Annotated in this window: 19 protein-coding genes and 1 pseudogene; 9 read left to right on the top strand and 11 right to left on the bottom strand. The window is 66.7% G+C overall.

Going from position 1 to position 23,126, the window contains the following annotated elements; all coding sequences use genetic code 11:
• Position 1: 1 nt before the first annotated feature.
• Both AC1DY7_RS19750 and AC1DY7_RS19745 read right to left on the bottom strand, forming a co-directional pair.
• Complete coding sequence (locus AC1DY7_RS19750; protein ID WP_477495395.1) at positions 2 to 835, bottom strand: AAA family ATPase; 834 nt, start codon at positions 833 to 835, stop codon at positions 2 to 4.
• A 72-nt stretch (positions 836 to 907) separates the two neighbouring features.
• A complete protein-coding gene (locus tag AC1DY7_RS19745) occupies positions 908 to 2,608 on the bottom strand; it encodes a nitric oxide reductase activation protein NorD (RefSeq protein ID WP_477495394.1) in 1,701 nt (566 codons plus the stop codon).
• A 74-nt stretch (positions 2,609 to 2,682) separates the two neighbouring features.
• Between AC1DY7_RS19745 and AC1DY7_RS19740 the strand changes: the two genes are divergently transcribed.
• The 4 genes from AC1DY7_RS19740 (at position 2,683) to AC1DY7_RS19725 (ending at position 7,223) form a co-directional block, all read left to right on the top strand.
• Complete coding sequence (locus AC1DY7_RS19740; RefSeq protein ID WP_477495393.1) at positions 2,683 to 3,825, top strand: acyl-CoA dehydrogenase family protein; 1,143 nt, start codon at positions 2,683 to 2,685, stop codon at positions 3,823 to 3,825.
• The gene (locus AC1DY7_RS19735; RefSeq protein ID WP_477495392.1) at positions 3,822 to 4,928 is read left to right on the top strand and encodes an acyl-CoA dehydrogenase family protein; all 1,107 of its coding nucleotides are present in this window, start codon (positions 3,822 to 3,824) and stop codon (positions 4,926 to 4,928) included. The genes AC1DY7_RS19740 and AC1DY7_RS19735 overlap by 4 nt, the downstream gene beginning before the upstream one ends.
• A complete protein-coding gene (locus AC1DY7_RS19730) occupies positions 4,925 to 5,857 on the top strand; it encodes an SDR family NAD(P)-dependent oxidoreductase (protein WP_477495391.1) in 933 nt (310 codons plus the stop codon). Before AC1DY7_RS19735 ends, AC1DY7_RS19730 begins: the two co-directional genes overlap by 4 nt.
• Before the next feature lie 100 nt (positions 5,858 to 5,957).
• Complete coding sequence (locus tag AC1DY7_RS19725) at positions 5,958 to 7,223, top strand: TetR/AcrR family transcriptional regulator (RefSeq protein ID WP_477495390.1); 1,266 nt, start codon at positions 5,958 to 5,960, stop codon at positions 7,221 to 7,223.
• On the opposite strand, the gene AC1DY7_RS19720 is transcribed toward AC1DY7_RS19725, so the two are convergent.
• From AC1DY7_RS19720 to AC1DY7_RS19690, 7 genes are read right to left on the bottom strand one after another with little or no spacing between them, the layout of a single operon-like run.
• Positions 7,220 to 7,705 (bottom strand): Rv2253/PknI dimerization domain-containing protein, encoded by a 486-nt coding sequence (locus tag AC1DY7_RS19720; protein ID WP_477495389.1) that lies wholly within the window; start codon positions 7,703 to 7,705, stop codon positions 7,220 to 7,222. The genes AC1DY7_RS19725 and AC1DY7_RS19720 overlap by 4 nt on opposite strands.
• A complete protein-coding gene (locus AC1DY7_RS19715) occupies positions 7,705 to 9,171 on the bottom strand; it encodes an MCE family protein (RefSeq protein WP_477495388.1) in 1,467 nt (488 codons plus the stop codon). Before AC1DY7_RS19715 ends, AC1DY7_RS19720 begins: the two co-directional genes overlap by 1 nt.
• Complete coding sequence (locus AC1DY7_RS19710; RefSeq protein ID WP_477495387.1) at positions 9,171 to 10,298, bottom strand: MCE family protein; 1,128 nt, start codon at positions 10,296 to 10,298, stop codon at positions 9,171 to 9,173. The genes AC1DY7_RS19715 and AC1DY7_RS19710 overlap by 1 nt, the downstream gene beginning before the upstream one ends.
• Positions 10,295 to 11,584: an MCE family protein gene (locus AC1DY7_RS19705; RefSeq protein WP_477495386.1), complete on the bottom strand. Its 1,290-nt coding sequence runs from the start codon at positions 11,582 to 11,584 to the stop codon at positions 10,295 to 10,297. The genes AC1DY7_RS19710 and AC1DY7_RS19705 overlap by 4 nt, the downstream gene beginning before the upstream one ends.
• Positions 11,584 to 12,666, bottom strand: a complete 1,083-nt coding sequence (locus AC1DY7_RS19700; protein ID WP_477495385.1) for an MCE family protein — start codon at positions 12,664 to 12,666, stop codon at positions 11,584 to 11,586. The genes AC1DY7_RS19705 and AC1DY7_RS19700 overlap by 1 nt, the downstream gene beginning before the upstream one ends.
• A complete protein-coding gene (locus AC1DY7_RS19695; protein WP_477495384.1) occupies positions 12,666 to 13,682 on the bottom strand; it encodes an MCE family protein in 1,017 nt (338 codons plus the stop codon). Before AC1DY7_RS19695 ends, AC1DY7_RS19700 begins: the two co-directional genes overlap by 1 nt.
• Positions 13,679 to 14,866 (bottom strand): MCE family protein, encoded by a 1,188-nt coding sequence (locus AC1DY7_RS19690; protein ID WP_477495383.1) that lies wholly within the window; start codon positions 14,864 to 14,866, stop codon positions 13,679 to 13,681. Before AC1DY7_RS19690 ends, AC1DY7_RS19695 begins: the two co-directional genes overlap by 4 nt.
• A gap of 262 nt (positions 14,867 to 15,128) precedes the next feature.
• Here AC1DY7_RS19690 and AC1DY7_RS19685 point away from each other — a divergent pair, with 262 nt between their 5' ends.
• Together AC1DY7_RS19685 and AC1DY7_RS19680 are read left to right on the top strand one after the other, a co-directional pair.
• The gene (locus tag AC1DY7_RS19685; RefSeq protein WP_477495382.1) at positions 15,129 to 16,124 is read left to right on the top strand and encodes an LLM class flavin-dependent oxidoreductase; all 996 of its coding nucleotides are present in this window, start codon (positions 15,129 to 15,131) and stop codon (positions 16,122 to 16,124) included.
• Between the two features lie 8 nt (positions 16,125 to 16,132).
• Positions 16,133 to 17,209, top strand: a complete 1,077-nt coding sequence (locus AC1DY7_RS19680; protein WP_477495381.1) for an NAD(P)H-dependent amine dehydrogenase family protein — start codon at positions 16,133 to 16,135, stop codon at positions 17,207 to 17,209.
• A gap of 10 nt (positions 17,210 to 17,219) precedes the next feature.
• On the opposite strand, the gene AC1DY7_RS19675 is transcribed toward AC1DY7_RS19680, so the two are convergent.
• Positions 17,220 to 18,056 (bottom strand): SDR family oxidoreductase, encoded by an 837-nt coding sequence (locus AC1DY7_RS19675; protein ID WP_477495380.1) that lies wholly within the window; start codon positions 18,054 to 18,056, stop codon positions 17,220 to 17,222.
• Positions 18,057 to 18,311: 255 nt separating this feature from the next.
• Between AC1DY7_RS19675 and AC1DY7_RS19670 the strand changes: the two genes are divergently transcribed.
• The gene (locus AC1DY7_RS19670) at positions 18,312 to 19,592 is read left to right on the top strand and encodes an amidohydrolase family protein (RefSeq protein ID WP_477495379.1); all 1,281 of its coding nucleotides are present in this window, start codon (positions 18,312 to 18,314) and stop codon (positions 19,590 to 19,592) included.
• Positions 19,593 to 19,701: 109 nt separating this feature from the next.
• The gene (locus tag AC1DY7_RS19665; protein ID WP_477495378.1) at positions 19,702 to 21,000 is read left to right on the top strand and encodes a TetR/AcrR family transcriptional regulator; all 1,299 of its coding nucleotides are present in this window, start codon (positions 19,702 to 19,704) and stop codon (positions 20,998 to 21,000) included.
• Here AC1DY7_RS19665 and AC1DY7_RS19660 read toward each other — a convergent pair.
• A pseudogene (locus AC1DY7_RS19660) lies at positions 20,965 to 21,674 on the bottom strand (SDR family oxidoreductase). The gene AC1DY7_RS19665 and the pseudogene AC1DY7_RS19660 sit on opposite strands and share 36 nt — an antisense overlap.
• A gap of 238 nt (positions 21,675 to 21,912) precedes the next feature.
• Between AC1DY7_RS19660 and AC1DY7_RS19655 the strand changes: the two are divergent.
• Positions 21,913 to 23,109 carry a cytochrome P450 gene (locus AC1DY7_RS19655; RefSeq protein ID WP_477495377.1) on the top strand — a complete coding sequence of 399 codons (1,197 nt, stop codon included), beginning with the start codon at positions 21,913 to 21,915 and terminating at the stop codon, positions 23,107 to 23,109.
• The last annotated feature ends 17 nt before the right edge of the window (positions 23,110 to 23,126 follow it).

Raw genomic sequence — 23,126 nt, 5'->3', positions numbered from 1 at the left:
TTCAGTCCTCTTCGCTGAGGTGGACATCGTCTTCCAGATAGACATCGATCATTTCCATCAACCCGCGTGTCACGGACGGGTCATCGGTGAGCGGCCCGGCGATGGCGGCACGGGCAGCGGCGCGTGGGCGCAGCCCCTCGACCGTGAGGCGTGCTGTGGCGATCAGCACACGGGTGGAGGCCACCTCGCGCAGCCCGCCGCGCTCCAGACGCCGGATGGCCTGCCCGAGTCTGACCAGGGAGCCGGCGCGGCGGAAGTCCACACCGGCCTCTTCGACGAGGATCTTCTCCTCGATTTCGGGATTGGGATAGCCGAATTCGATGGCCACCATCCGCTGGCGGGTCGAATCCTTGAGGTCTTTGAGCACGCTCTGGTAGCCGGGGTTGTAGGACACCACGAGGCAGAATCCCGGTGCCGCATCGAGGGTGATGCCGAGGCGGTCGATGGGCAGTTGGCGGCGATGGTCGGCCAGCGGGTGCAACACGACGGTGGTGTCCTGGCGGGCCTCCACCACCTCGTCGAGATAGCAGATGGCGCCGTCGCGGACCGCGCGGGTGAGCGGCCCGTCCACCCATTCGGTTTCGCCGCCGCGCAGCAGGAACCGGCCCACCAGGTCGGCGGTGGTGAGGTCGTCGTGACAGGACACGGTGATCAGCGGCCGGCCTAGGTCGTGCGCCATCGCTTCGACGAATCGTGTCTTGCCACATCCGGTGGGTCCTTTGAGGACCACCGGCAGGCCCTGCCGGTAGGAGGCTTTGAAGACCTGTTCCTCGTCGGCGACGGCGACGTAATAGGGGCGTGCTGAGGGGGGKGGGCTCGGGTGAACCGGGTGCATGACTTCCTCTCTGGCAACCAGTGCCCCGACTCTAGCGCGGAACAGATGTTTGGTTCAAGGCCTGCGGGGAAGTCAGGACACGTGTCGCCGAAGATCGGCCGAACGCAACGCGGAACGGAACAGTGGACCGACCACATCGGCGAGGTCCTCGGGCCGCGCGATCGACGCGTGCGCCGCCGTGCCGAACACACGGCGCAGATCATCGGCGCCGGTGGCAGCGCCGACGGTCAGCGCCAGGCAGCCGGTTCCTGCCCGGCGTGCCTCGGCCAATGCGTGCCGGGCGTCGGCGGCGCCGTACGCGCGCTCGTAGCCATGGTCGTAGGCAAGGCCGTCGGACACCACCACCAGCAGTCGGCGGGCCGTCCCCGCCTCGGCGGCCATGACCACGGCACCGTGCCGGATGGCGGCGCCGAGCCGTGAATAAGCGCCGGGCACAAGCGATCCCAACCGTCGATCCATCTCGGCGCCCACGACCTCGCCGAATCGCAGCACCGGGACCACCTGGACGGCGGTCCGGCCGTGGGACCGGAAGCCGTACAGCGCGATCCGGTCACCGAGGCTGTGCAACGCGACCGTGAGCGCATGAGCCGTCGTCACCTGGTGGTGGTGCACGGTGCGCCCGCCGGTGCCGGGTTCGGACGCCGACCCGGAGACGTCGAGCAGGACCAGCACGGACAGATCGCGACGCCGGTGCCTGCTCTCGAGATAGACGGCGGCGTCACCGGAGAATCCGGCCTGCACGTCGACCAGGCATTCGACCGCCGCGTCGATGTCGATGTCGTCGCCTTGGGTCTGACGGTGGCAGGTGTCCAGGCCGGTGCCCAACCTGGTCAGCGGTCGCCGCAGGGCATGGACATCGGGGCGGGCCAGTGCTTCTCCGTCACCCGCCGGCGGATCCACCTCGGTGACGGTGCACCATGCCCGCCGGTACCGCCGCCGGCCGGTGTCCCACTCGGGATAGGTCGACTCCCCGCCCTCGCCCTCGCCGCCGGCGCCGTCGTCCGGCGTGGCGCCGGGGGTGTACGAGGTGACCGTCCCCGTGCCGGCGCGGCCGGAGCGACTTCGGCGGTTCGGCGTGTCGGCGCCTGGTTGGCCGTCACCGCCCGACTGCCGGGCCCCCTTCAGCAGTCGCTGCAGCAACTTGCCGATCGCGCCGCCGCCGCCCACCGGGGTGGAGAATGGATCGGTGAGCGCGCCGGTCTCGTCCTCGCTGTCATCGTCGAACTCCCCCAGGTCCTGGTCGCGTTCACCACGTGGGCGGTGGACGGCCCTGCTATCACGCAGTGCCGCAAGGACTTCGCGGGCCCGAATGGCGCCGAATGCTGCGGGCGTCGCGGCGATCGCTTCCCGCGTACCGGCCAGGGCCAGCGAGGACTCGGGGGAATCGCTGCGCGCGGCCACGTCGCGGTCGAGCAGCGTCCGCACGCCGCGTGGCAGCAGATCCTCGTGACCAGCCAAGGCCCGGTGACCTTCGATGGCCAGATACCGCCGGGCCAGCGTCTCGCGTCTGCCGAGCTTGCGCATCACTGCGGGGGTGAGGCTGCCCGCGGACAGTAGGCAGGCCTGTACCGACAATTGCTCCAGGAGCTCCCGCGGTGCCGCGGACTCGTCGAGGTACACGATCGTGCCATCCGACCATGCCGGGGCGCCGGGCGCCGCGGGCTGCACACCGATGGTGCGTCCGGCCAGCGCTGAGCCCAGTAATGCCAGCGCCTGCAGCCTGTTCCGCGACTCGTCGCCCGTCAACCCGGCTCGCCTCCAGTTTGTTGACATCGTATTGACCAAATATTCGTTCAACCGTAGAGTCCCGGCCACAGGCAGTCAATCGTCCGAGCAGACGGAAGAGCGTGGATTTCTCCTACTCACCAGAAGCGGTCCGGTTCCGCGGCGAGTTCCGCGCGTGGCTCGACGCATTCCTCACCGACAAGGTCATCCGCAGCGGCGGACGGCAGGGTCGCGACGACGGCGCGTTCGAGGTGCTGCGGGACTGGAACGCCCAGATGGCCGACGCCGGGTGGGCCGCGGTGTCCTGGCCCGAGCAGTACGGCGGACGCGGTGCCACCGTACTCGAACAGTTGGTGTTCGCCGAGGAGACCACCAGGGCCCGGGTACCGCTGCCGCTGAACATCATCGGGATCAACAACATCGCTCCGGCGATCATGCAGTACGGATCCGAGGCGCAGCGCCGCCGTCTGCTCCCCCGCATGTTGCGCGCCGACGACATCTGGTGCCAGGGCATGTCCGAACCGGAGGCCGGCTCGGATTTGGCTTCGCTGCGAACCCGCGCCGTGCGGGACGGGGAGGACTACATAGTCAACGGCCAGAAGATCTGGACCTCGCTGGGACATCGCGCCGACTGGTGTCAGCTGTACGTGCGCACGGATCCCGATGCGCCCAAACATCAAGGTATCTCGTGTTTCGTCGTGGACATGGCGCTGCCCGGTATCGAGGCGCGCCCGCTGGTGACGCTGAACGGGGACGCCGACTTCGCCGAGATCTTCTTCACCGATGTCCGCGTGCCGGCGGCGGCGCTGCTCGGTCCGCTGAATCAGGGTTGGCAGGTGGCCACCACCACCCTGTCCCATGAACGAGCCGGAGCCGCAAGACTCTACGCGGAGCTGCAGATGCGGCTGCATGATCTGGTATCGGATCTGGCCGCGGCCGGGGCTCTGACCGACACATCGGTGCTCAAACGGTTGGGCGAGTTGGAACTCGAGATCGGCTTGTTGGAGACACTCTGTCAGCGATCGGTGTCCGAAACATTGTACGGTGGAACTGGATTCGGCACCGCGAGCCTGGCCAAGACGGTGTGGGCGCGCCTGGGCCAGGATCTGGCGGCTTTCGGCTACCAGATGCTCGGTGACGACGCGGCGGACGGACGCTGGGCGGACCATCGACTCAACGCCCGGGCGCTGAGCATCGCCGGGGGCACCACCCAGATCAACACCACCATCACCGCCCAGCGTGTGCTGGGGCTGCCACGACGATGAACCTCGAATACAGCGACGAGCAGCTGGCGCTGCGCGACACAATTCGTCAATTCCTCACTGCGCGTGCGGGGCCGGGCCATGCCAGGGCGATGTTCGACGAGCCGTCGGGCACCACCGCTGCCCTCTGGCGCGGTCTCGCGAAACTGGGCGCCACCGGGTTGCTCGTCCCCGTCGCAGCCGGCGGTACCGGACTGACGATGGACGAAGCGGGGATCGTCGCCGAGGAACTGGGCGCGGCGGCAGACCCCGGGCCGTGGATCTCCACGTCGGTCCTCGCGCCGCGGGCGCTGCTGCGCTTCGGCGCCGAGGACGGCGCAATGCTCGGGGGCATTGCCGACGGTTCGGTCCGGGTCGCGGTGGGGCCGCTGAGCGCCGACTCGGTGGTGGCCACGGGGCACGGTGAATCCGTCACCCTGCGTGCGGCACCGGCGGTGGTCGCCGACGTCGAGGCCGCCGATGTGCTGCTGGTGCCGGCCCGCTACGACGATCGCTGGGCACTGTTCGCGGTGTCCACCGAGGATCTGCCGACCAGCCCGGCCACCGGCATCGATCCCACCCGCAAGAGCGCCCGCGTCCATCTCGAGGACTTTCCGGCGCGGCTGCTGGCGGTCGCCGATGCCGGTGCGGCGGCGGCCTTGCGCGACGACGCCCTCGCCATCACCGCAGCCGAGGCGCTCGGGGCGGCACAGCGACTGCTCGACCTCACCGTCGCACACGCCAAGGACCGCAGGCAGTTCGGACAACCCATCGGCAGCTTTCAGGCCGTGCAGCAGCTGTGCGTCGCCACGTTCGAGACGGTGGAACTGTTCCGTGGCGGGGTGTTGCGAGCCCTGTGGACCGCAGACCATTCCGCGCCTGCGGTCCATCATCTCGCCGCCGCGCGGTTGAAGGGCTTCGCGGCGCGGTTGGCGAGCGTCGGAGACAATGCCGTTCAGGTGCTGGGTGGGATCGGCTACACCTGGGAGCACGACGCCCATCTGTACCTGCGCCGCCTCCTGGCGTTCAGCGGGTATCTCGGCCGTAGCGACACCTACTTGACTGATCTCGGGGCGTCGCTCCTTGCGGAAACACTGCGCACCTCAACGGAAACGGCGTCGGCATGATCGAATTCGAAGGACAGGTGGCGATCGTCACCGGTGCCGGTCGCGGACTCGGCCGGCTCTACGCGCTGGACCTTGCGCGCCGCGGAGCCTCCGTCGTGGTGAACGATCTGGGTGGGTCCATGCACGGCGAGGGTTCCGACCGCGACGTCGCCGATGAGGTCGTTGCCGAGATCAGCGCCGGCGGCGGCACGGCTGTCGCCTCCTACGACTCGGTGGCCACGGCCGCCGGTGGCGCGGCCGTGGTCGACGCCGCCCTGGACACGTACGGCCGCGTCGATGCCGTGGTGAGCAACGCCGGCATCTTCAGCAGTGTGGCCTTCGACGAACTCACCGAGTCCGACTGGCGCACCATGTTGCAGGTCCACCTCGACGGCGGCTTCTACCTGGCCCAGCCCGCCTACCGGGCGATGAAGCGCCAAGGCTACGGCCGGTTCGTCTTCATCTCGTCGTCGGCGGGGATGTTCGGCCAACCCTGGGAAGCCCATTACGCCGCCGCCAAGACAGGACTGGTCGGGCTGACCAACGTGATAGCGATCGAAGGCGCAGAACACGGCATCAAAGCCAATTCGGTTCTGCCGTTCGGGTTCTCGCGGATGGTCACCGAGACCCTGGGCGATCCCGAGGCTTTGGCGGAAACGGGCTTCCTGAAACTGATCGCCCCGGAACTGGTGGTACCGATCGTGGTGTATCTGGCCAGCCGGGAATGTCAGTTGACGCACCAGAATTACTCGGCGGGCGCCGGGCACTTCGCCCGGGTGTTCACGGGTCTCGCAGAGGGCTGGAGTGCGCAACCAGGCACCGTGCCGACGGCCGAGGAACTTGCCGAGCACATCGCCGAGGTAAGCGCCACCGACCCGTATACGGTGCCGGGCTCGATCTTCGACGAGGTGTTCGCCCTGTGTCACCGGTTGGGCGTGAGCGCCCTGTGAGGCCTCTGGGCGGAGCAATCAGCCGCTCGGAACGGCAAAGGTCGTAGACTCGACCTTTCAGAGGTGTCGAACTTCGCGAACCGGAAGGGAGTGCGCGGCATTGAACCCGTCGATCCCGGCAGACTCCCCCATCGACACACGCCGCACCGAGATCCTTCGGACCGCCAACGATGTGATCGCGGCATCCGGTCTGCGCGCATCCCTGCAACAGATCGCCGATGCCGCCGGAATTCTGGCGGGCAGCCTGTATCACCATTTCGAATCCAAGGAAGCCATCCTCGCGGAGCTGACCCGGCGGTACCACGCCGACCTGGACCGGATCGGTGAGCGCGCGCTCAGTGGATTGGACGAGCCGGATCCGCGGCCCATCGAGGACCAGGTCATCGATCTCGGCCGCGCCATCGCGGGCTGTGCCGTCGCGCACCGGGCGGCACTGCAGATGTCGTTCTACGAAGGTCCGAGCGCGGACCCCGAACTCGCGGCGCTCACGCGTCGCAGGCCAGAGGGCATTCTGTCGGCGATGCTGCAGATGCTGCGCGCCGGTCGATGGAGCGGATTCATCAGACCCGAGATCGACCTGCCCACGCTGGCCGACCGGATCTGTCAGAGCATGTTGCACGTCGGTCTGGACATGATTCGGCACAAGGCGTCCAGCGACGACGTGGCAACCCTGCTGTGCCGGATTCACCTGCACGGGTTGGCGGCTCAGGAGCCCGCCGACGCTGACCTGGACCGGTCCGCGGCGTTCGCGGCGGCCGACGAGGTGGTCAAGAGCTGGTCGGCGGGTGACGAGTCGGGTATCGACAGCAAGGCCGCCCATGTGCGTGCCGTCGCACGAAGCGAATTCGGCAGACGCGGCTATGAGATGACCACGATCCGCGACATCGCCGCGGCGGCCGGAATGGGCACCGGGACGGTGTACCGCATCATCGGTTCGAAGGACGAACTGCTGATGTCGATCATGATGGACTTCGGCCAGAAGGTCGGTGACGGCTGGACCGAGGTGTTGCGGTCGGATTCCGGGACATTGGCCAAGCTCGACGCGCTGAGCTGGCTCAACATCAATGCGCTGGACCAGTTTCCCGACGAGTTCCGCATCCAGCTCGCGTGGATGCGCCAGTCCCCGCCCGATATCGCCGACCCGGGTTGGGTTTTCACCACCCGTGTGCGCCAGACGAAATCGATGTTGTCCGCCGGTATCCGATCCGGGGAGATCAGGATCGAGAGCCCGAACGCGGAGATGCTGGCGCGGTGTGTGATCGGCGTGCAGTGGATTCCGGAGAACATCCTGGCCGAACTCGGCACCGACCGGGCGCTGGCCCACTCGCGGGACACGGTGATCCGGGGCGTCGCGGTCCGCCGTTAGCCGATTCGGTTCAGGCGCAACGGCATTCGAACCACCAGCGACCTGTTGATCCCGCACGCTCCACTGGGGCCGGTCGTCTCATCCCAGCCACCGAGCGATACCGCATCGTAGTCGTCGGCCCGAGCCGGCCAGAAGCTGAAGGACTGCCGGCCGGGCGCGGTGCTGCCGTCGGCGCAGCGCTCCCAGTCCGGGACGGTGCGGACGGCCCGCCACCGGCCACTGAGGTACACCAGCGGTGCGGTCCACCCCTGATCGCTGACGACCTGTCCGGTGCAATCCTGGAAGGTGGTGCAGATCGAGGTGATGGTCCAGGTACTGGTGGTCGTCGCCTCGTCGTGGAACGAGTCGTTGGTCTTGGCCCAGGTCCCGTCGGAGACCGCCGTGAAGGTGCCGTCGAGCGCGATCCCATCGACCGTCGCGGAGGCGGGCGGCGCACTCGCGGTCAGCAGGACGGCGGCGAACATGAGGTGGATGACTTTCATCAGCCCACTCCAGGCGGCAGCAGTAGGCGCTTCCAGTCGCCAGGGGGTACCGGCGCGGCCAGGTCGGTCTGGGTGGAGACGTGGCCGTCCGGGGTGGCGAATTGGCCGGTGGCCGGGTCGTAGTGGGCGACCGCTACCGGAGGCGCCGGTCCGGTAGGTGGCGGTGGTGTCCCCTGCACCGGTGCGAAGATCCTGTCGTCCGCGGTGACTCGGTCATCGGGCGGAATGCCTTGGGCAATTAGATTGGGGTCCAACGGGTATGGACCCAACGCATGCTGGCGCATCGCCAGCGGCGTGAACGGCTTGTCGCTGTAGCACTCCTGCACCGTGGGCGCGTACTTGCCGGGGACACCCATACACGGATAGTTCCGCGCGCCGCGCACCGCGATCGGTGAATCCTGGGGCAACTTGCAGTACAGGCCGTCCGGGGTGTCGACGGTGCTCGTCTCCGACGGGCTGCGCCAGGACGAAGGTGGCAGAAACCCGACGGTGCAGGCCGGCGGGTCGCTCACCGAGACGCGAAAGTCGCCGACCGGCAGTCCGGTGGCGTTCTGACTTCCGTTGGAGGCCTGGTAGTAACTGACCAGCGGCGGCAGCAGGACCAGGACCTGTTCCAGCGCAGGCCGATAGGTCACCGCGACCTGACCCAGGGTGGACATGTTCGCCATCAGTACCGGCAGAGTCGGCTTGAGCTGATCGAGCAGCTTGGTCACCGCGTGGGTGGTGCCCGGCCCGTCACGGAGTACCGCGCGGATCTGGGGATCGTCGGAGACCAGCTGATCGGTGACACCGGCCAGGTGCTGCGACCACGACCGCAGTGAATCGGCGCTCTGCGCCTGGGCGTCCAGGAAGGGTACGGCGTCGTCGATCAACGTGCCCGCCTGGGCGGCGGCGTCGTTGAAGTCGGCGCTCAGCCGGCCGCCGGAATCCATCAGCGACCTCAGATCCGGTGCCGCACCGTTGAACGCCTGAAAGGATTCGTCGATCACCTGGTTGAGCTTGTCCTTGGGCACGCTGCCGATCAAGGCGCTGAGCTGGTCCATCATCGGGCCCACCGGCTGGGGAACGGTGGTGTTGTCGCGGTCGATGACCGATCCGTCGTGCAGGTAGGGCGCGGCCGCCGTGCGGGGAAGCAGGTCGACATACTGCTCACCGACGGCGGAGACACTGCGTACCGCGGCTTGTACATCGGCCGGGATGGGCGGTGACGTGGCCAGGGACAGCGTCGCGACGGCGCCGTCGCGGTGGACGTCGAGTTCGGTCACCTTGCCGACCTGGATCCCGCGGTAGGTGACGTTGGCGAACCGGTACAACCCGCCCGCTGCAGGCAGATCCAGGGTGACCGTGATTCGGCCGATCCCGAGAAGCGTTGGAATCTGTAGATATTTGACGATCATCACCGCCGACCCCACCACCGCCGCCACGGTGAAGACGATCAGCTGGATCCGTACCAGGCGAGTGAGCATCAGCCACCCCCCGCCGGAGCACCCACCGGTGCACCCAAGGGATTGGTCGAGTAGAACGCGTCATAGCCGGGATCGCCGGGGGCAGGCACCAAGGGCGCGTTCTCGTCACCGAATCTGGTGCCGGCGAACAATCCCCGCTTGAGACGTGCGTGCGTGAGATCGACGGTGACCCAGAGGTTCATGTAATCACCCCGGATCCCGCGGTCGATGATGTTCTGGCCGATCGGGAAGACCGGTAAGAAGGCGATGGTCCTGCCCAGTTCCGGTCCTACGTCAGCCAGCGCCCGCAGCGTGGGCTCCAGATTCTGCAGGTTTCGCACCAGGTAGGACTGGGTGTCGTTGATGACCGCAGACGCGGTGTCACTGAACACCCCGAGCCGATTCAGCGCGGCAACAAGGTTGGGACGCTCTTTCAGGAGCACTTCCTGTGCCTTCGGCAGGGAGCGCAGCGCCCCGGCGATGGTGTCGTGTTCGGCGGCCAGCGTCGAAGCGAAGCGGTTGACCTCGGTGACGGTGTCGATGATGTTGTCGCGCTGGTTGTTCAGCGTTCCCACAAAGGTGTTGAGTTGCTCGATGAGCTCCCGGATATCACCTTGGCGTTGATCGAACATCGCGTTGAGTCCGGGGATGATGGTGCCGATCTGGCCCAGCCCACCGGGATTGACGACGGCAGACAGCGCCGCCAGGGTCTGCTCGGTGGTGGGATACGTCGACGATTTGCCCAGCGGGATGGTCGCCCCGGCGGGCAGGCGGCCCTGCGGCGCCTGCCCCAACGGCGCCCCCAACTGCAGGTGCATCGAGCCGAGCAGACTGGTCTGGCCCACCGCGGCGACGGTGTTGGCGGGCACCGTCACCTCCCGCCGCACGGAGATGTCAAGTTGGGCGTGCCGGCCGGCGACAGCTATCCGGTCCACCGTCCCGACCACCACGTCGTCGATCAGTACCGGCGAATTGGGTTCGAGCATGGCGACATTGGCGAGTTCGACGTGATATTGGACGCCGTCGGATCCGCGACCTACCGTGCCGGGCAGCGGCAACGAGTTGACGCCGCTGAATGCGCAGGAGGCGCAACACAGCACCGTGAGCAGCAGAGCAGTGACCGTCGCGGCCAATCGGATCGGGGTCACGGCGCCGGCGCCTCTGCCGCGGGCGGGAAGATCAGGTCGTCGACGGTGGCAGACGGATCCCCCGGAGCGCCGGTATAGGCGGAGACCGCGGCATCGGGACCGGCGGGCGGTCCGCCCTGATCGCCCCCGGGGGCCAGTTGCGGTTCGCTGTAGACGAGCTTGCCGGGCGACGGGGCGGCGGTAAGGAAGGGGTTGAACGGGAACGGCAGATAGTTGAAGTTCGCGGTGCGCAGGGCCGGCCCCAGGTATTGATCACAGAGCTTGGCGGTTTCGGGCGCGGTGACGTTCTCCAGTGCGCCCAGCATTCCGCAGATGAACTTCGTCGGGTTGGAGAAGTTGTTGAGCACGAATACCCCGCTGGCGCCGCCGGTTCGGGGATCGAACATGTTGTACGCGTTGGCCAGCGCCGTCGGGGTGACGTGTAGCACCTGCTCGAGGTCCATCCGGTGATCGACCAGGTTCTGCGTGACATCGGCCAGGCGCTGCACCTGCTCGCTGGTCTTGTCGCCGGTGTCGTGCACGAACCGCTGGACATCGACGACGGCCCGGGACAGGTCGGTCAAGGCCGCGTCGAGATCGGTTCGGCTGCCATCGACCGCCGCGGAAAGGGTGGACAGCCGGTCCTGGAACTGCACCAACTGCCGGCCACTGTCGTGCAGGGCGGTGACGAACGTCTGCAGATTCCGGACGGTACCAGCGATGTCACCGCTGCTGTCCGCGAATATCCTGGCAGTGCCGGACAATTGGGCGATGGTCTCGCGAAGCTTGGCGCCGTTGCCGTCGAGTGCGTTTGCGGCGCTCTCGATGAACCGGCCGACGGCGGTCCCCGACACATCCCCGTGCGGCCCCAGGTCGGTGGCGAGCCGGGTGAGTTGATCCTTGACTGCGTCCCATTCGACGGGGATGGCGGTGCGGTCCAACGGAATCGTGGCACCGTCGGCCAAGACGGGTCCGCTCGTGTAGAACGGGGCCAGCTGCACGAAACGGGCGGAGACAAGGTTCTGCGCGACGATGACCGCGCGCGTGTCGGCGGGAACCGCCACGTCGCGGTCGACCGTCATGGTCACCACGGCCTGGGTGCCGTCGGGCTTCATGGCGGTGATGGTGCCGACCTTCACGCCCGCGACCCGGACCTCATCACCCGGGTAGATCCCCGTCGCGGACTGAAAGACCGCGGTGACGGTACGCGGAGCGAAGTAGCGTTCGGTCACCACCAGGTACCCGCCGATGGCGAGGACGGTGATGAGTATGGCCCCGGCGGCGGTACGCAGATGGCGGCGGTTCATCAGTGTGGCCCCTCGGGGATCCCGTTGTACGGGAACGGGAATTCGGCCCGCGGCCCGGCGTTGTCGGGTGGCTGGCCGGCATTCACCCCACGCCGCATACCGAAGGCGTAGTCGAGGAACGGTTGCAGCAACGGCGGCAGGTCGAGGTTGGGAATGTAGGCGCTGTAGAAGGGGCCGTTGGCGACGGTCTCGCCGAGGGTGATCTGGTACTTCGCGAGCCCGGGTAGGGCCGCAGCGATGTTGTCCCGGTTGCGCTGCAGCACCGCGGTCACCGCATTGAGCTTGTCGAGCGTCGGCGCCAGCTTGCTCTCGTTGTCGCCGATCACGCCGGTCAGGGCGCGCGATACCGCGGAGATGTGCGACAGCAGTTCGACGATGGCCCAACGGCGCTCGGACAACACCCCGACCAAGTCGTCCGCATCCAACAGCAGCGTGTTCACCTGATTTCCGCGCTGGGCCAGGATGTCGGTCACCGCATGGCTGCTGCGCAACAACTCGCCCAGCGACTCATCCCGCGCGTTGAGGGTCGCCGAGATTCGGGTGAGACCGTCGAAGGTGGGCCCCAACTGCGGCGCCACCTGGTCGATGGTCGCCGACAAGGTATCCAGGGACTGGTTGATCGCAGCGGTATCGGTGGCCGCGGTGTTGGTGGTGATCTCTCCCACCGCGTCGGTGAGGCTGTAGGGGGTGAAGGTGCGCGAACGTGGGATCAGTGACATCGGCCGCAAGGTTCCCGCGCCGGCCGACTCCAGCGTCAGTTCACGCTGACCGAGGATGGTCCCGGTACGGATGTGGGCCGTGGTGCCCGCGCCGAACTGCAGCCGTGCATCGGTGGTGAACGTGACCAGGGCACCGTCCTTACCGAGGCGGATGTCCGACACGGCACCCACATCCGTGCCGGACACGGCGACCTTGTTGCCGACGTTGAGCCCCGCCGCGTCCTCGAACGCCGCCTGATAGCGCACGGCGGTGGCCCAGGTGAGGAGCTGCTGGGGTTGCAGCCCCACCGCCACCACCAGGGCGCAGAGCACGGCGCCGATGACGCCGGCCCGAATCAGATTGCCGGAACGGTATTTCAGCATCAGGGTTCCTGACACCTGCCCTGCGCCTGCTTGAACACCGGGAACACCGCGGTCCGCCCCTGCAGGTCGGTGACCCGCACCGCCATGGAGCAGATGTAGTAGTTCACGAAGCTGCCGTACGATCCGATCCGCACCAGCTTGCGGTAGTTCTCCGGCGCCTTCTGCAGGGCCGTGTCGATGAAGTCCTTCTGGTGCTCGAGCTCGGGCGCAAGCCGGTTGAGCTGATCGACCGTACCGGCCAGCGGAGCCCGCGCCGTGCCGAGAAGGTCTGCCAGGGAGGCCGTTCCGGCATTGAGCGCCTCCACGGCCGTCCCGATGGGTTCGCGGTCGGCGGCGAGTTCGGTGACCATCTGCTGCAACCGATCGATCGTCGTCGAGAAGTCCGACCCCTGATTCGACAGCGTGCCCAGCGTGCTGCGCAGGTTGTCGATAACCTGCCGGATGGTGGCACTCTTGTCCGCCAGCGCGTTGGTGAACGTCGCGGTCTGGGACATCAGGGATTCCATCGCGCCGCCCTCCCCCTGGAACACCTGGATGAGTGATCCGGTGAGTGCGTTGACATCCCCCGGATCGAGCCCCTTGACAACGGGTTTGAGACCACCGAGCAACAGGTCGAGGTCGAGTGCCGGGGCGGTGCGGGTCAGCGGGAGCTGCGCGCCCGGCGGTAGCAGCCGGGTGGAGCCCGGGTCGTCGACGAGCTCGAGAAAGCGATCACCGACGAGATTCAGGTAGCGCACTATCGCTTTGGTGCCGTCGGTGATGACGACATCGCGGTCCGCCGAGAAGGATACGATCACCGACTTGTCCGGCTGGATGGCAATCTTGTCGACCGTGCCCACCCGGACGCCGGCGAACCGGACCGACTCCCCCTTCTTCAGGTGGGAAACATCGGTGAAGACGGCCGAATATGCGTTGACCGCGCCGGTCCGGTACTGCCCGAAGGTGGCGAACAGGGCGATCGTGACAACGACCATCGCCACCACGAAGGCGCCGAATTTGATTCCCAGCCCCCTCACCCGGGCTGGCCGATCTGTGCGGTGTTGCGGGGCGGACCGGAAAGCGGGCCCAGCAGAAGCTGTTTGAGGCCATCGGCATTCAGCATGATGCCCGGGTTGGTGTTCTTCCACGGATTGGCACCGACATCGGTGACCACGAAAGGCGGGACCGTGTTGAACGGGACGACCGGCAGGTCGGTGCATTGCGGACCGCCCTTGGCGGCCACCTTCGGGATGTTGTCGGGGTAGCGGTAGCGCTCCTGCCCCCACATGAAGCCGGCCAGGATCTCCACCCCCGGCACTGTCAGGGGCGGATTGGTCGCCATCCGTGCCACACCACCCAGGGCGCAGCGCAGGGCATCGTTGTACTGGCTGGTCAGCTCGGTGGTCGGGGTCAGCAGCCGGACCGCGTCGGTGAAGGGTTGCCGAACCGCGGTGAGCACGTCGTTGCCGACGTCGGCCAATCCGATGGTTCCGAGCAGCATCGCGTCGAGGTTCTGTTCTTGCGACACGACCGTGTGCCCGATGGTGGTGACGTTGCGTACCACCGTCATCAGGTCGGGTGCGGCATCGGCATACGACCGGAACACTCCGGGAGTCAGGGACAGGTCGGTGTTCATCGCTTCGGTATGCGAATTGAATTGCTGCAGAGCTGAATTGAGATCGGAGAGCATCGTGCCCACGCGCTGCCCGTTGTCTCCGGTCGCCGCGGCGATGGCGCCGAGCGTCTCGTTGAGTTTCTCAGGTGCGATGGTGGACAACACGGACACCAGTTGGCCGAAGACGGTGTTGGCCTCCACCATCACCTGCTGGGCGTCGATCACCTGGCCGGGGTGCAGCGAGTCGCCGGCGGGGTCGTCAGGCAGGATGAACTGGACGTTCTTGGCGCCGAACACGGTGGTGGAGGCGATCTCGGCAACCGCATTGGCGGGAATCGTGTGGAGCCGCTCCGGGTCCATCGCCAGGCGGATCGCCGCGGACCCGTCGGTGCGTTCATCGATACCGGCGACCTTGCCGACCTGCACCCCATGGAACTGAACCTTGGCATCGGGGTTCATCACCAACCCGGCCCGGGGAGCCATCACGGTGATCGTTGCGGAGTCCCGGAATCCGTCTTGGAATGAGTAGGCCGACACGCCGACCACGCCGGCGACCGCGCCGATGGTCGCGAGACCGGCCAGCGGCCTCAGCGCGGCACCACGCACCGCGTCCTCCTCCCCGGTATGGCTCCAGCCCCTGTTCGCCTGCGGCGTTCTGAAAACCTAACGTTTGATTCGGAAGCTACTAGTCGCCGGCGATGTGGTCAAGAGTGGCCGCGCGCCGCGTTCGACGCATGAAATGCCTTAAGACAGTGCAATTGTGTGTTCTGGGCCGCGTCCTGCGATTTCGCCGAACCAGGCTCGATCGACCAGTATGCAACAAAAATTAGGTTATAGTCGTGCGCGTTAGCCATGGAGGGCCGAAGAGATGTTCACGCTCCGCTTCGACATGCGTGCGCCAGAGTCCGGCGCGCCGGCCGACCGGCTGTACGCGGCTGCGATCGACATGTGTGAGTGGGGCGAATCGCATGGGGCGATGATGGCCGTGCTCTCCGAACATCATGGGACTTCGGACGGGCATCTCCCGGCGCCGCTGATGCTCGCCTCGGCGATGGCGGCGCGTACCGAACGGTTGCACCTGATGCTCGCCGCGGTGGTGTTGCCGTTCTGGGATCCGGTCCGCCTGGCCGAGGACATCAGCGTGCTCGACCTGATCAGCAACGGACGGGTGGCCTATGCGTTCGGCGTCGGACACCGGCCACAGGAGTACGAGCACTTCGGCATCGGGTTCGGTGAGCGCGGCCGCCTGGCCGACGCAAAGCTGACTCTGCTGCTGGATCTCCTGCGGGGTGACCCCGTCGAGCATGCCGGCCGGCGCATCCAGGTGACGCCGCGGTGCCGTTCGTCGGCGGGGCCGACCATGCTGATCGCCGGGGGAAGTCGGGCTGCCGCGGACCGGGCCGCCAAGCACGGGCTGGGGTTCATCTGCCAGACGGCGGATCCGAAACTCAAAGACCACTACGAGGACCGGTGCCGGGTGCACGGAAAGACCCCGGGATTCGTGCGGTTCCCGGACCCCGGGGCGCCGACGACGGTGTTCGTCGCCGACGATGTCGATCGAGCCTGGACGGAACTGGGTGCCCACCTGCTGCACGACGCCAGGATGGCGGCGTCCTATCGGCATGGCGACGACTCGGTGGCCAGCATCTCGCGTGCGGAGACCGTCAGTGCCCTGCGCTCGGCACGCGGCCCGTACCGCGTCATCAGCACGGACGAGGCGGTGGGGATGATCCGTGGCGGCCGGCCCCTGCCACTGCTCCCCCTGTGCGGCGGACTACCGCCCGAGATCGCCTGGCCGTACCTGGAACGTGCCGCCGCGGCCGTGGAGCGGGCGCGCCTCGAACCATCTGTCCGAACAACGTGAGGAGCACCATGGCAGCGTCACCGCACCGGGTCGTCGTCTGGTCCACCGGGGGCGTGGGGTCGATCGCGGTGACCGCGGTCGTGGAGCGGCCCGACCTGGAACTCGTCGGCGTCTGGGTGCACAGCCCGGACAAGGTCGGCAGCGACGCGGGCCGGCTTGCCGGCGGAGCCGCCGTGGGTGTCACCGCCACCGCCGACGCCGACGCGCTGATCGCCCTGGCACCTGACTGTGTCGTGTACGCGGCGAGCGGGCCGGAACGTGACATGGCTGCGCTGCCCGACTACGAACGACTTCTGCGGGCCGGCATCAACGTGGTGTCGACGACCTCGACCAGCTTGGTGTACCCGCCGTCGTACTACGTCAAGGACTGGCGCGACCGGCTGGAAACGGCTGCCACGCAGGGTCAGTCGTCGTTCTACGCCTCCGGGGTGTTCCCCGGGTTCGGCTCCGACCACCTCGCGCTGACGCTGTGCACCCAGTCGCGCAAGATCCGAACCGTCACGGTCACCGAGGTTTCGCTGAACGACCACTACCCGGTTGCCGACGTCATGATGGACGGCATGGGGTTCGGGCGCCCGCTCGACTTCGTGCCGATGCTCAAGACCCCGGGCTTCATCGAGATGGCGTGGAGTGCACCGATCCGATTGATGGCGCAGGGTTTCGGCGTGGAGGTCGAGGAGGTGCGCGGCACCCTGGACCGTCGGTTGACCGGTCGCGATATCGAGGTGGCCTTCGGCACCATCCCGGCGGGAACCTGTGGGGCGGTGCGTACCCGGGCGGCCGGCGTGGTGAACGGCCGGGAGGCGCTCGTCGTCGAGCACATCATCCGGATGGCACGGGACGTCGCACCGGATTGGCTGAGCTCGGACTCCGACGCGACCTACCGGGTCGACGTCGACGGCGACCCGGACATCCACTGCACCATGACCCTCGGTGCCGCAGCGGGCCATGGTGCAGGACGAGCGGCCATGGTGGCCACGGCGATGCGCGTGGTCAACGCCGTGCCCTTCGTCGTGGCCGCCCCCTGCGGCTTGCTGAGCTCACTGGACCTACCGGCCACCTATCCCCGGCATGCTTTCGACTGACGCCGACCGGCTAGGCGAGTTGCACTCGGCCGGTGAGGATCTCCATCAGCGGCTTGCCCGGGGCGTAGGCACCCGTCAGGGACGACATGGAATGCCCGCTGTCCACCGTCAGGGTGATTCCGCTGATACCGCTCGCGGCCGCACTGTTGAGGAAGATCATCGCATTACCCATCTGCTCGGGCTGGTGCACCGCCACTCCGGTGGCGTCGCGATAATCCTGTCCGAAGCTGAGCCACAGGTCCGCATTGGCTCGGGCGAGTGGCGTGTCGGTGGGGCCCGGGCAGATGGCGTTGATACGAATCCCCCTCTTCAGCAGGGGATATGCCTGCAATGCGACATAGCCGTTGATGGCCTGCTTGCTGAAGCCGTAGTGCATCGAGCCCTCGGGTTGCAGCTCCACCCACGCCACGGCCGCGGCGTAATCCGGTGTGGCGAGGAAGTCCTGCACGGTCGCGAGGTTGTTCTCCCAGCCCATGCCTGCGACCGATGAGATGAAGCAGACGGCCGACCCGGCCGCCAATTGGTCTCGGGCGACGAGCCGTTCGACGAGATGGCGATGTCCGATGAAGTTGGCGCGCAGCAGGTCTGGTCCGTCGGCGATACCGGCGGCCGCGAAGACCGCGTCCACCGGACCGTCAACGCTGTCCACCGCGGTGTCGATCGATGCCGGGTCGCGCAGGTCCATCGCGATGACGCGGTTCACCCGATGGTCGACGGGTGCGCAGTCCATGACGGTGACGTGTGCGCCGAGGGCCGCGGCGGTCTGCGCAGCGGCGGCTCCCATCCCGGTGGCACCCCCGACGACCAGCACCTTCTTGCCGTCATAGCGGAACTGCTCGATTCCCATGTCCACTCCTCTGTGTCGATCGAAGTCTCATACCTAATTATTGTTCTACGTTAGCCGAGAGCAACGGATCGGGTCAATGCCCGTCAGGAGACTTTCATTGCAGTTCAGACCGGAAAACTAGGTCGGCGTCAACCCGCGCGAACGAGATCATCGGAGTCGCAGCGATTGACCAAATATCTGTTTAGTTCTACAGTCCGAATCAGTACAGCTTCCGCGGGCGCGGATCCGTCACCGTCCACATTCAGGGGGTAGCGCATGGATATGAACGAGTTTGTTCTGGTGTCGGTCGACGATCATCTCGTCGAACCACCCGACATGTTCGAGGGGCACATCCCCGACAAGTACAAGGACGACGTTCCCAAGCTGATTCAGCGCGCCGACGGCACCGACGCCTGGGTTTTCGAAGGTCAGGAGGCCACCAACGTCGGCCTCAACGCCGTCGCCGGCCGCCCGCCCGACGAGTACGGGGCCGAACCCACGAAGCTGTCCGAGATCCGCGACGGTTGCTACGACATCCACGAACGCATCCGCGACATGAACGCCAATGGTGTTGCCGCGGCACTCAACTTTCCGTCATATCCCCAATTTTGTGGCCAGTACTTCGCCAGGGCGCAGGACAAAGACCTCGGTCTGGCGGTCCTGCGCGCCTACAACGACTGGCATATCGATGAGTGGTGCGGCACCTACCCGGGCCGGATGATCCCGCAGGCTCTCCCCCCGATCTGGGATCCGCAGGCCATGGCCGACGAGGTTCGGCGCGTGGCCAAGAAGGGCTGCCATGCCGTCACATTCTCGGAGAATCCCACCAAGCTGAACTATCCGTCGCTGCATGATCAGCACTGGGACCCCTTCTGGCAGGCCTGCAGCGACGAGAACGTGATCGTGAACCTGCACATCGGATCGTCGTCATCGGTGGTCATCACCTCGATCGACGCCCCGGTGGACACCATGATGACGCTGCAGCCGATGAGCATCGTGCAGGCAGCGGCGGACCTCATCTGGTCGCCGACCCTGCGCAGGTTCCCGGACCTGACATTCGCCCTGTCCGAAGGCGGGATCGGCTGGGTGCCCTACTTCCTGGAGCGCATCGACCGGGTGTACAAGATGCACCGGGCCTGGACGCACCAGGACTTTGGCGACAAGTTGCCCAGCGAGGTCTTCCTGGACCGAATTGCGTTGTGTTTCATCGATGATGCGTTCGGTATCGAGACCAGGGACAAACTCAACCTCGACATGGTGGCGTGGGAGTGCGACTACCCGCACTCCGACTCGACGTGGCCGCTGGCTCCGGAGACCCTGGCGATCTACCTCGACGGTGTCGACGATGACGAGATCGACAAGATCACCCACCGGAACGCGTTGCGGCTCTACTCCTTCGACATGTTCTCCCACATACCCAAGGAGCAGTTGACGGTCGGTGCGCTGCGGGCGCTGGCCAAGGATGTCGATCTCGGCTTCCGCTCCTCGGAGCGGCTCAAGAAGACGGGCACCGACACGGTCACGGTGCTCGATCTGGCGCAAAAGCTACCCGTCTGACGGTTAGCAGGGTCATGTCGCGCTGAGCCGCCGGCCTGCGATGGTCTGATAGCCTCCGAGCGAAGGGCTTTCGCTCGGAGGTAACCAGAGGCGAGTCGCGGGAGGTGTGATGGCACCGGCAAAGCCGTCAGACAACACCCGGCGATCCGAGATCCTCGACACCGCCGAATTCCTGATCGCCACCCGAGGCCTGCGGACCTCCCTGCAAGAGATCGCCAGTGCCGCCGGCATCCTCACCGGCAGTCTCTACCATCACTTCGTCTCCCGCGATGATCTGCTGCTGGCTTTGGTGCGCCGCTACCATTCCGACCTCGCCGACGTCAGTGCGGCCGGATTGCGGCGACTCGACGCCCATGACTCGGTGACGGCCGAGGACAAGATCATCGAGCTGGGTGCCGCCATCGCCCAATGCGCGGTCCGGAATCGTGCCGCGCTGCAGATGTCCTTCTACGGGGCACCCTTCGACAACGCGGAACTGGTGGAATTGCTGCGCGCCTCACCGGTATCGGCCGTGGACGCGATGGTCCAGACCCTGCGGGCCGGACGCTGGAACGGTGCCGTCAGACCCGAGCTGGACCTGCCGGTGCTGGCGAACCGGCTGTGTCAATCGATGCTGCATGTGGGTTTCGATGTCGTCCGTGGCGACCTACCGCCGGCCGAAGTGGCCACCGCGCTGTGCCGGATCATGTTGAAAGGCCTGGTTTTCGACCCGCCCGCCGATGACGGTCTGGATGAGTCCGCGGCGTTGCGGGCCGCCCAACAGGTGATCGACACCTGGACTGACAACCAGACGGCCGTTGCGGGTCTGAACGCCAAAGCCGCGCACATTCGCCGGACGGCACTCACCGTGTTCGGGCGCAAGGGTTTCGAGGTCACCACGATCCGCGACATCGCGGCCGCCGCGAGCCTCAACGCGGCCACCGTGTACCGGATCATCGGGTCCAAGGAGGACCTGCTGGCGTCGATCATGCGCGACTTCGGTGCGAAGACGGTGACGGCGTCGGTCGCGGCGATGGATGCGCCCGCGACCCCGGTGCAGAAACTGGACGCGCTGAGCTGGATCTTCATCAACGCGGTCGCGCAGTTCCCCGACGAGTGGAAGATCCAGCTCGCTTGGATGCGCCAGTCGCCGCCCGGCACGCCGAATCCCGGCTACGCGTTCGGCGAACGGATGCAGCAGTTGCGCGAACTGCTGACCGCCGGCATCGACTCGGGCGACCTTCGCGGCCACGGCATCTCGCGCGATCTGCTGACGCGGTGCGTGATGGACGTGTTGTGGGTCCCCGAGGACATCATTCGCGATACCGGCATCCGCGGTGCGCTCACGCTGGCGCGCGAGACGGTGTTCCGCGGCGTATCGCAGCGCCGTGACCTATCCGCCGGGACCGTTGGGCCACTTCAGAAGTGATCCCGCGTCCACGCGAATGTGCTGCCCGTGATGTACCGGCTGTCGTCGGAGGCCAGGAATACCCCCAGGTTCGCAATGTCTTCCGGCTCGACGTACGGAATGGGCATGGCCTGAAAAAGGGTGAACAACGGCTCGGCGTCCGCGCGGGTGGCCTGCTGGCCGGCGTTGGTGAGGTCGGGCCGGAACATGCTGTACATACCGTCGTTCTGCAGCGGTTGGGTGTTGCAGTTGGTCGGGTGCATGGCGTTCACCCGGATCATGCCCGCCGTCGACCCGGTGACCATGATGGACGCGCCGTTCCGGAGGTGCGGGATGGTGACGGCGAAGGTGTTCATCACCCCGACCAGGTCCACATCCGATGCGTCGACGAACTGCATCGGATCGGGCGTGCCCATCGCCATCGGCAGGATGCCTGCGTTGGCGACGACGATGTCGATCCGGCCGAGTTCGATCGGGGCGGCATCCACCGCCTCGCGCAGCTCGTGCCGCTCGCGGACGTCGGCGATCCTGGCCACGATTCGGCGGCCCGCCTCCTTGACCGAGCGCTCGGTCTCCGCCTGGTCGTCCGGTGTCGCCAAAGAGTATGGGTTGGAAGGGGTGTCGCGGCAGATGTCGACCGCGATGATGTCGGCGCCCTCACGGGCTCTGCCCTGCCCGCGGGCCGCCCCGGTGATGAATGCGACCTTGCCGTCGAGCTTCCAGGCATCCGACCTCCACTCTGGTTGGCGCGGCGCAGGCGGCCGCCGATCCCAACGTAAGGCAGACGTCCGTCTGAATCAACGGAATGAGACAAAGTTTTGGTCCTACGCGAAACCAGGAAGGTGGCCGCGCGAAAGTCGGATTGACGCGCGCTGTCACGTGGCGGTAATTTGAAACAAATGTTTGGGTGAAGCGGCTTTGGAGGACACTAGGGTGACGGGCAACCAGACTGTCGAGCTGTATTACGACCCGTTCGACCACGTCATCGATGACGACCCGCACTCCGTCTGGCGGCGGATGCGCGCAGAGGCACCCCTGTATTACAACGAGAAGTACAACTTCTACGCCCTCAGCCGTTACGACGACGTGGCCCGTGCCCTACCGGACTGGCAGACCTACCGGTCGGGGCACGGCACCACGGCGGACATCCTGTTCAGCGGTATCGAGGTACCCCCGGGCATCCTGCTCTTCGAGGATCCACCGATACATGACCTGCACCGCCGGCTGCTGTCCCGGGTGTTCACTCCCCGCCGGATGCTCGCTGTCGAGGACCTGGTGCGTGACTTGTGTTGTCGCGCACTGGATCCCCTGGTCGGTGGGGAGGGATTCGATTTTGTGAAGGATCTCGGTGCGGTGATGCCGATGCGCACCATCGGCTATCTGCTGGGCATTCCCGAGGAAGGTCAGCAGGCCATCCGGGACCGCAACGACCAGAACATCACCGTCGCATCGGAACAGGGTGAGGTCAGGGCGACCATCTTCGCCGAGTCCATCGCGATGTTCGCCGAGTACATCGAGTGGCGGTCCGCCCATCCTTCCGACGACCTGATGACCGAGCTGCTCAACGCCCAGGTCGAAGAGCCGGACGGGTCGATGCGCTCGCTGGAACGTAACGAGGTACTGGCCTACACCGCGATGATCGCGGGGGCGGGTGACGAGACCACCGCACGCCTGATCGGCTTCATGGGGCAGCTGCTCGGTGAACACCCGGACCAGCGCCGCGAACTGGTCGAGAATCCCGCGCTGATCCCCTCCGCGGTCGAGGAGACGCTGCGCTACGACCCGCCGTCGCCGGTTCAGGGCCGCTACGTCGCACAAGCGGTGGAACTCCACGGGCACACGCTGCCGGAGGGTTCATACATGTTGTTGCTCAACGGATCGGCCAATCGCGACGAATCCCACTTTCCCGATCCGGACCGGTACGACATCCACCGCACCGGAGGTCATCTCAGCTTCGGCCAGGGACTGCATTTCTGCCTGGGCTCGGCGCTGGCCCGGTTGGAGGCGCGGGTGGCCTTCGAAGAGGTCCTCAAGCGCTGGCCCGACTGGGAGGTCGACTACCCGAGTGCCATCCGGGCCAGGACCTCCAGTGTGCGCGGCTGGGCGCAACTCCCCGTCCACGTCGGATAGCCGCGCGGGGCGCCTGC

Source organism: Mycobacterium sp. P2_H7, from assembly GCF_056403275.1.
The sequence above is the reverse complement of the archived record's forward strand: the minus strand, read 5'-3'. Positions and strand labels throughout refer to the sequence as shown.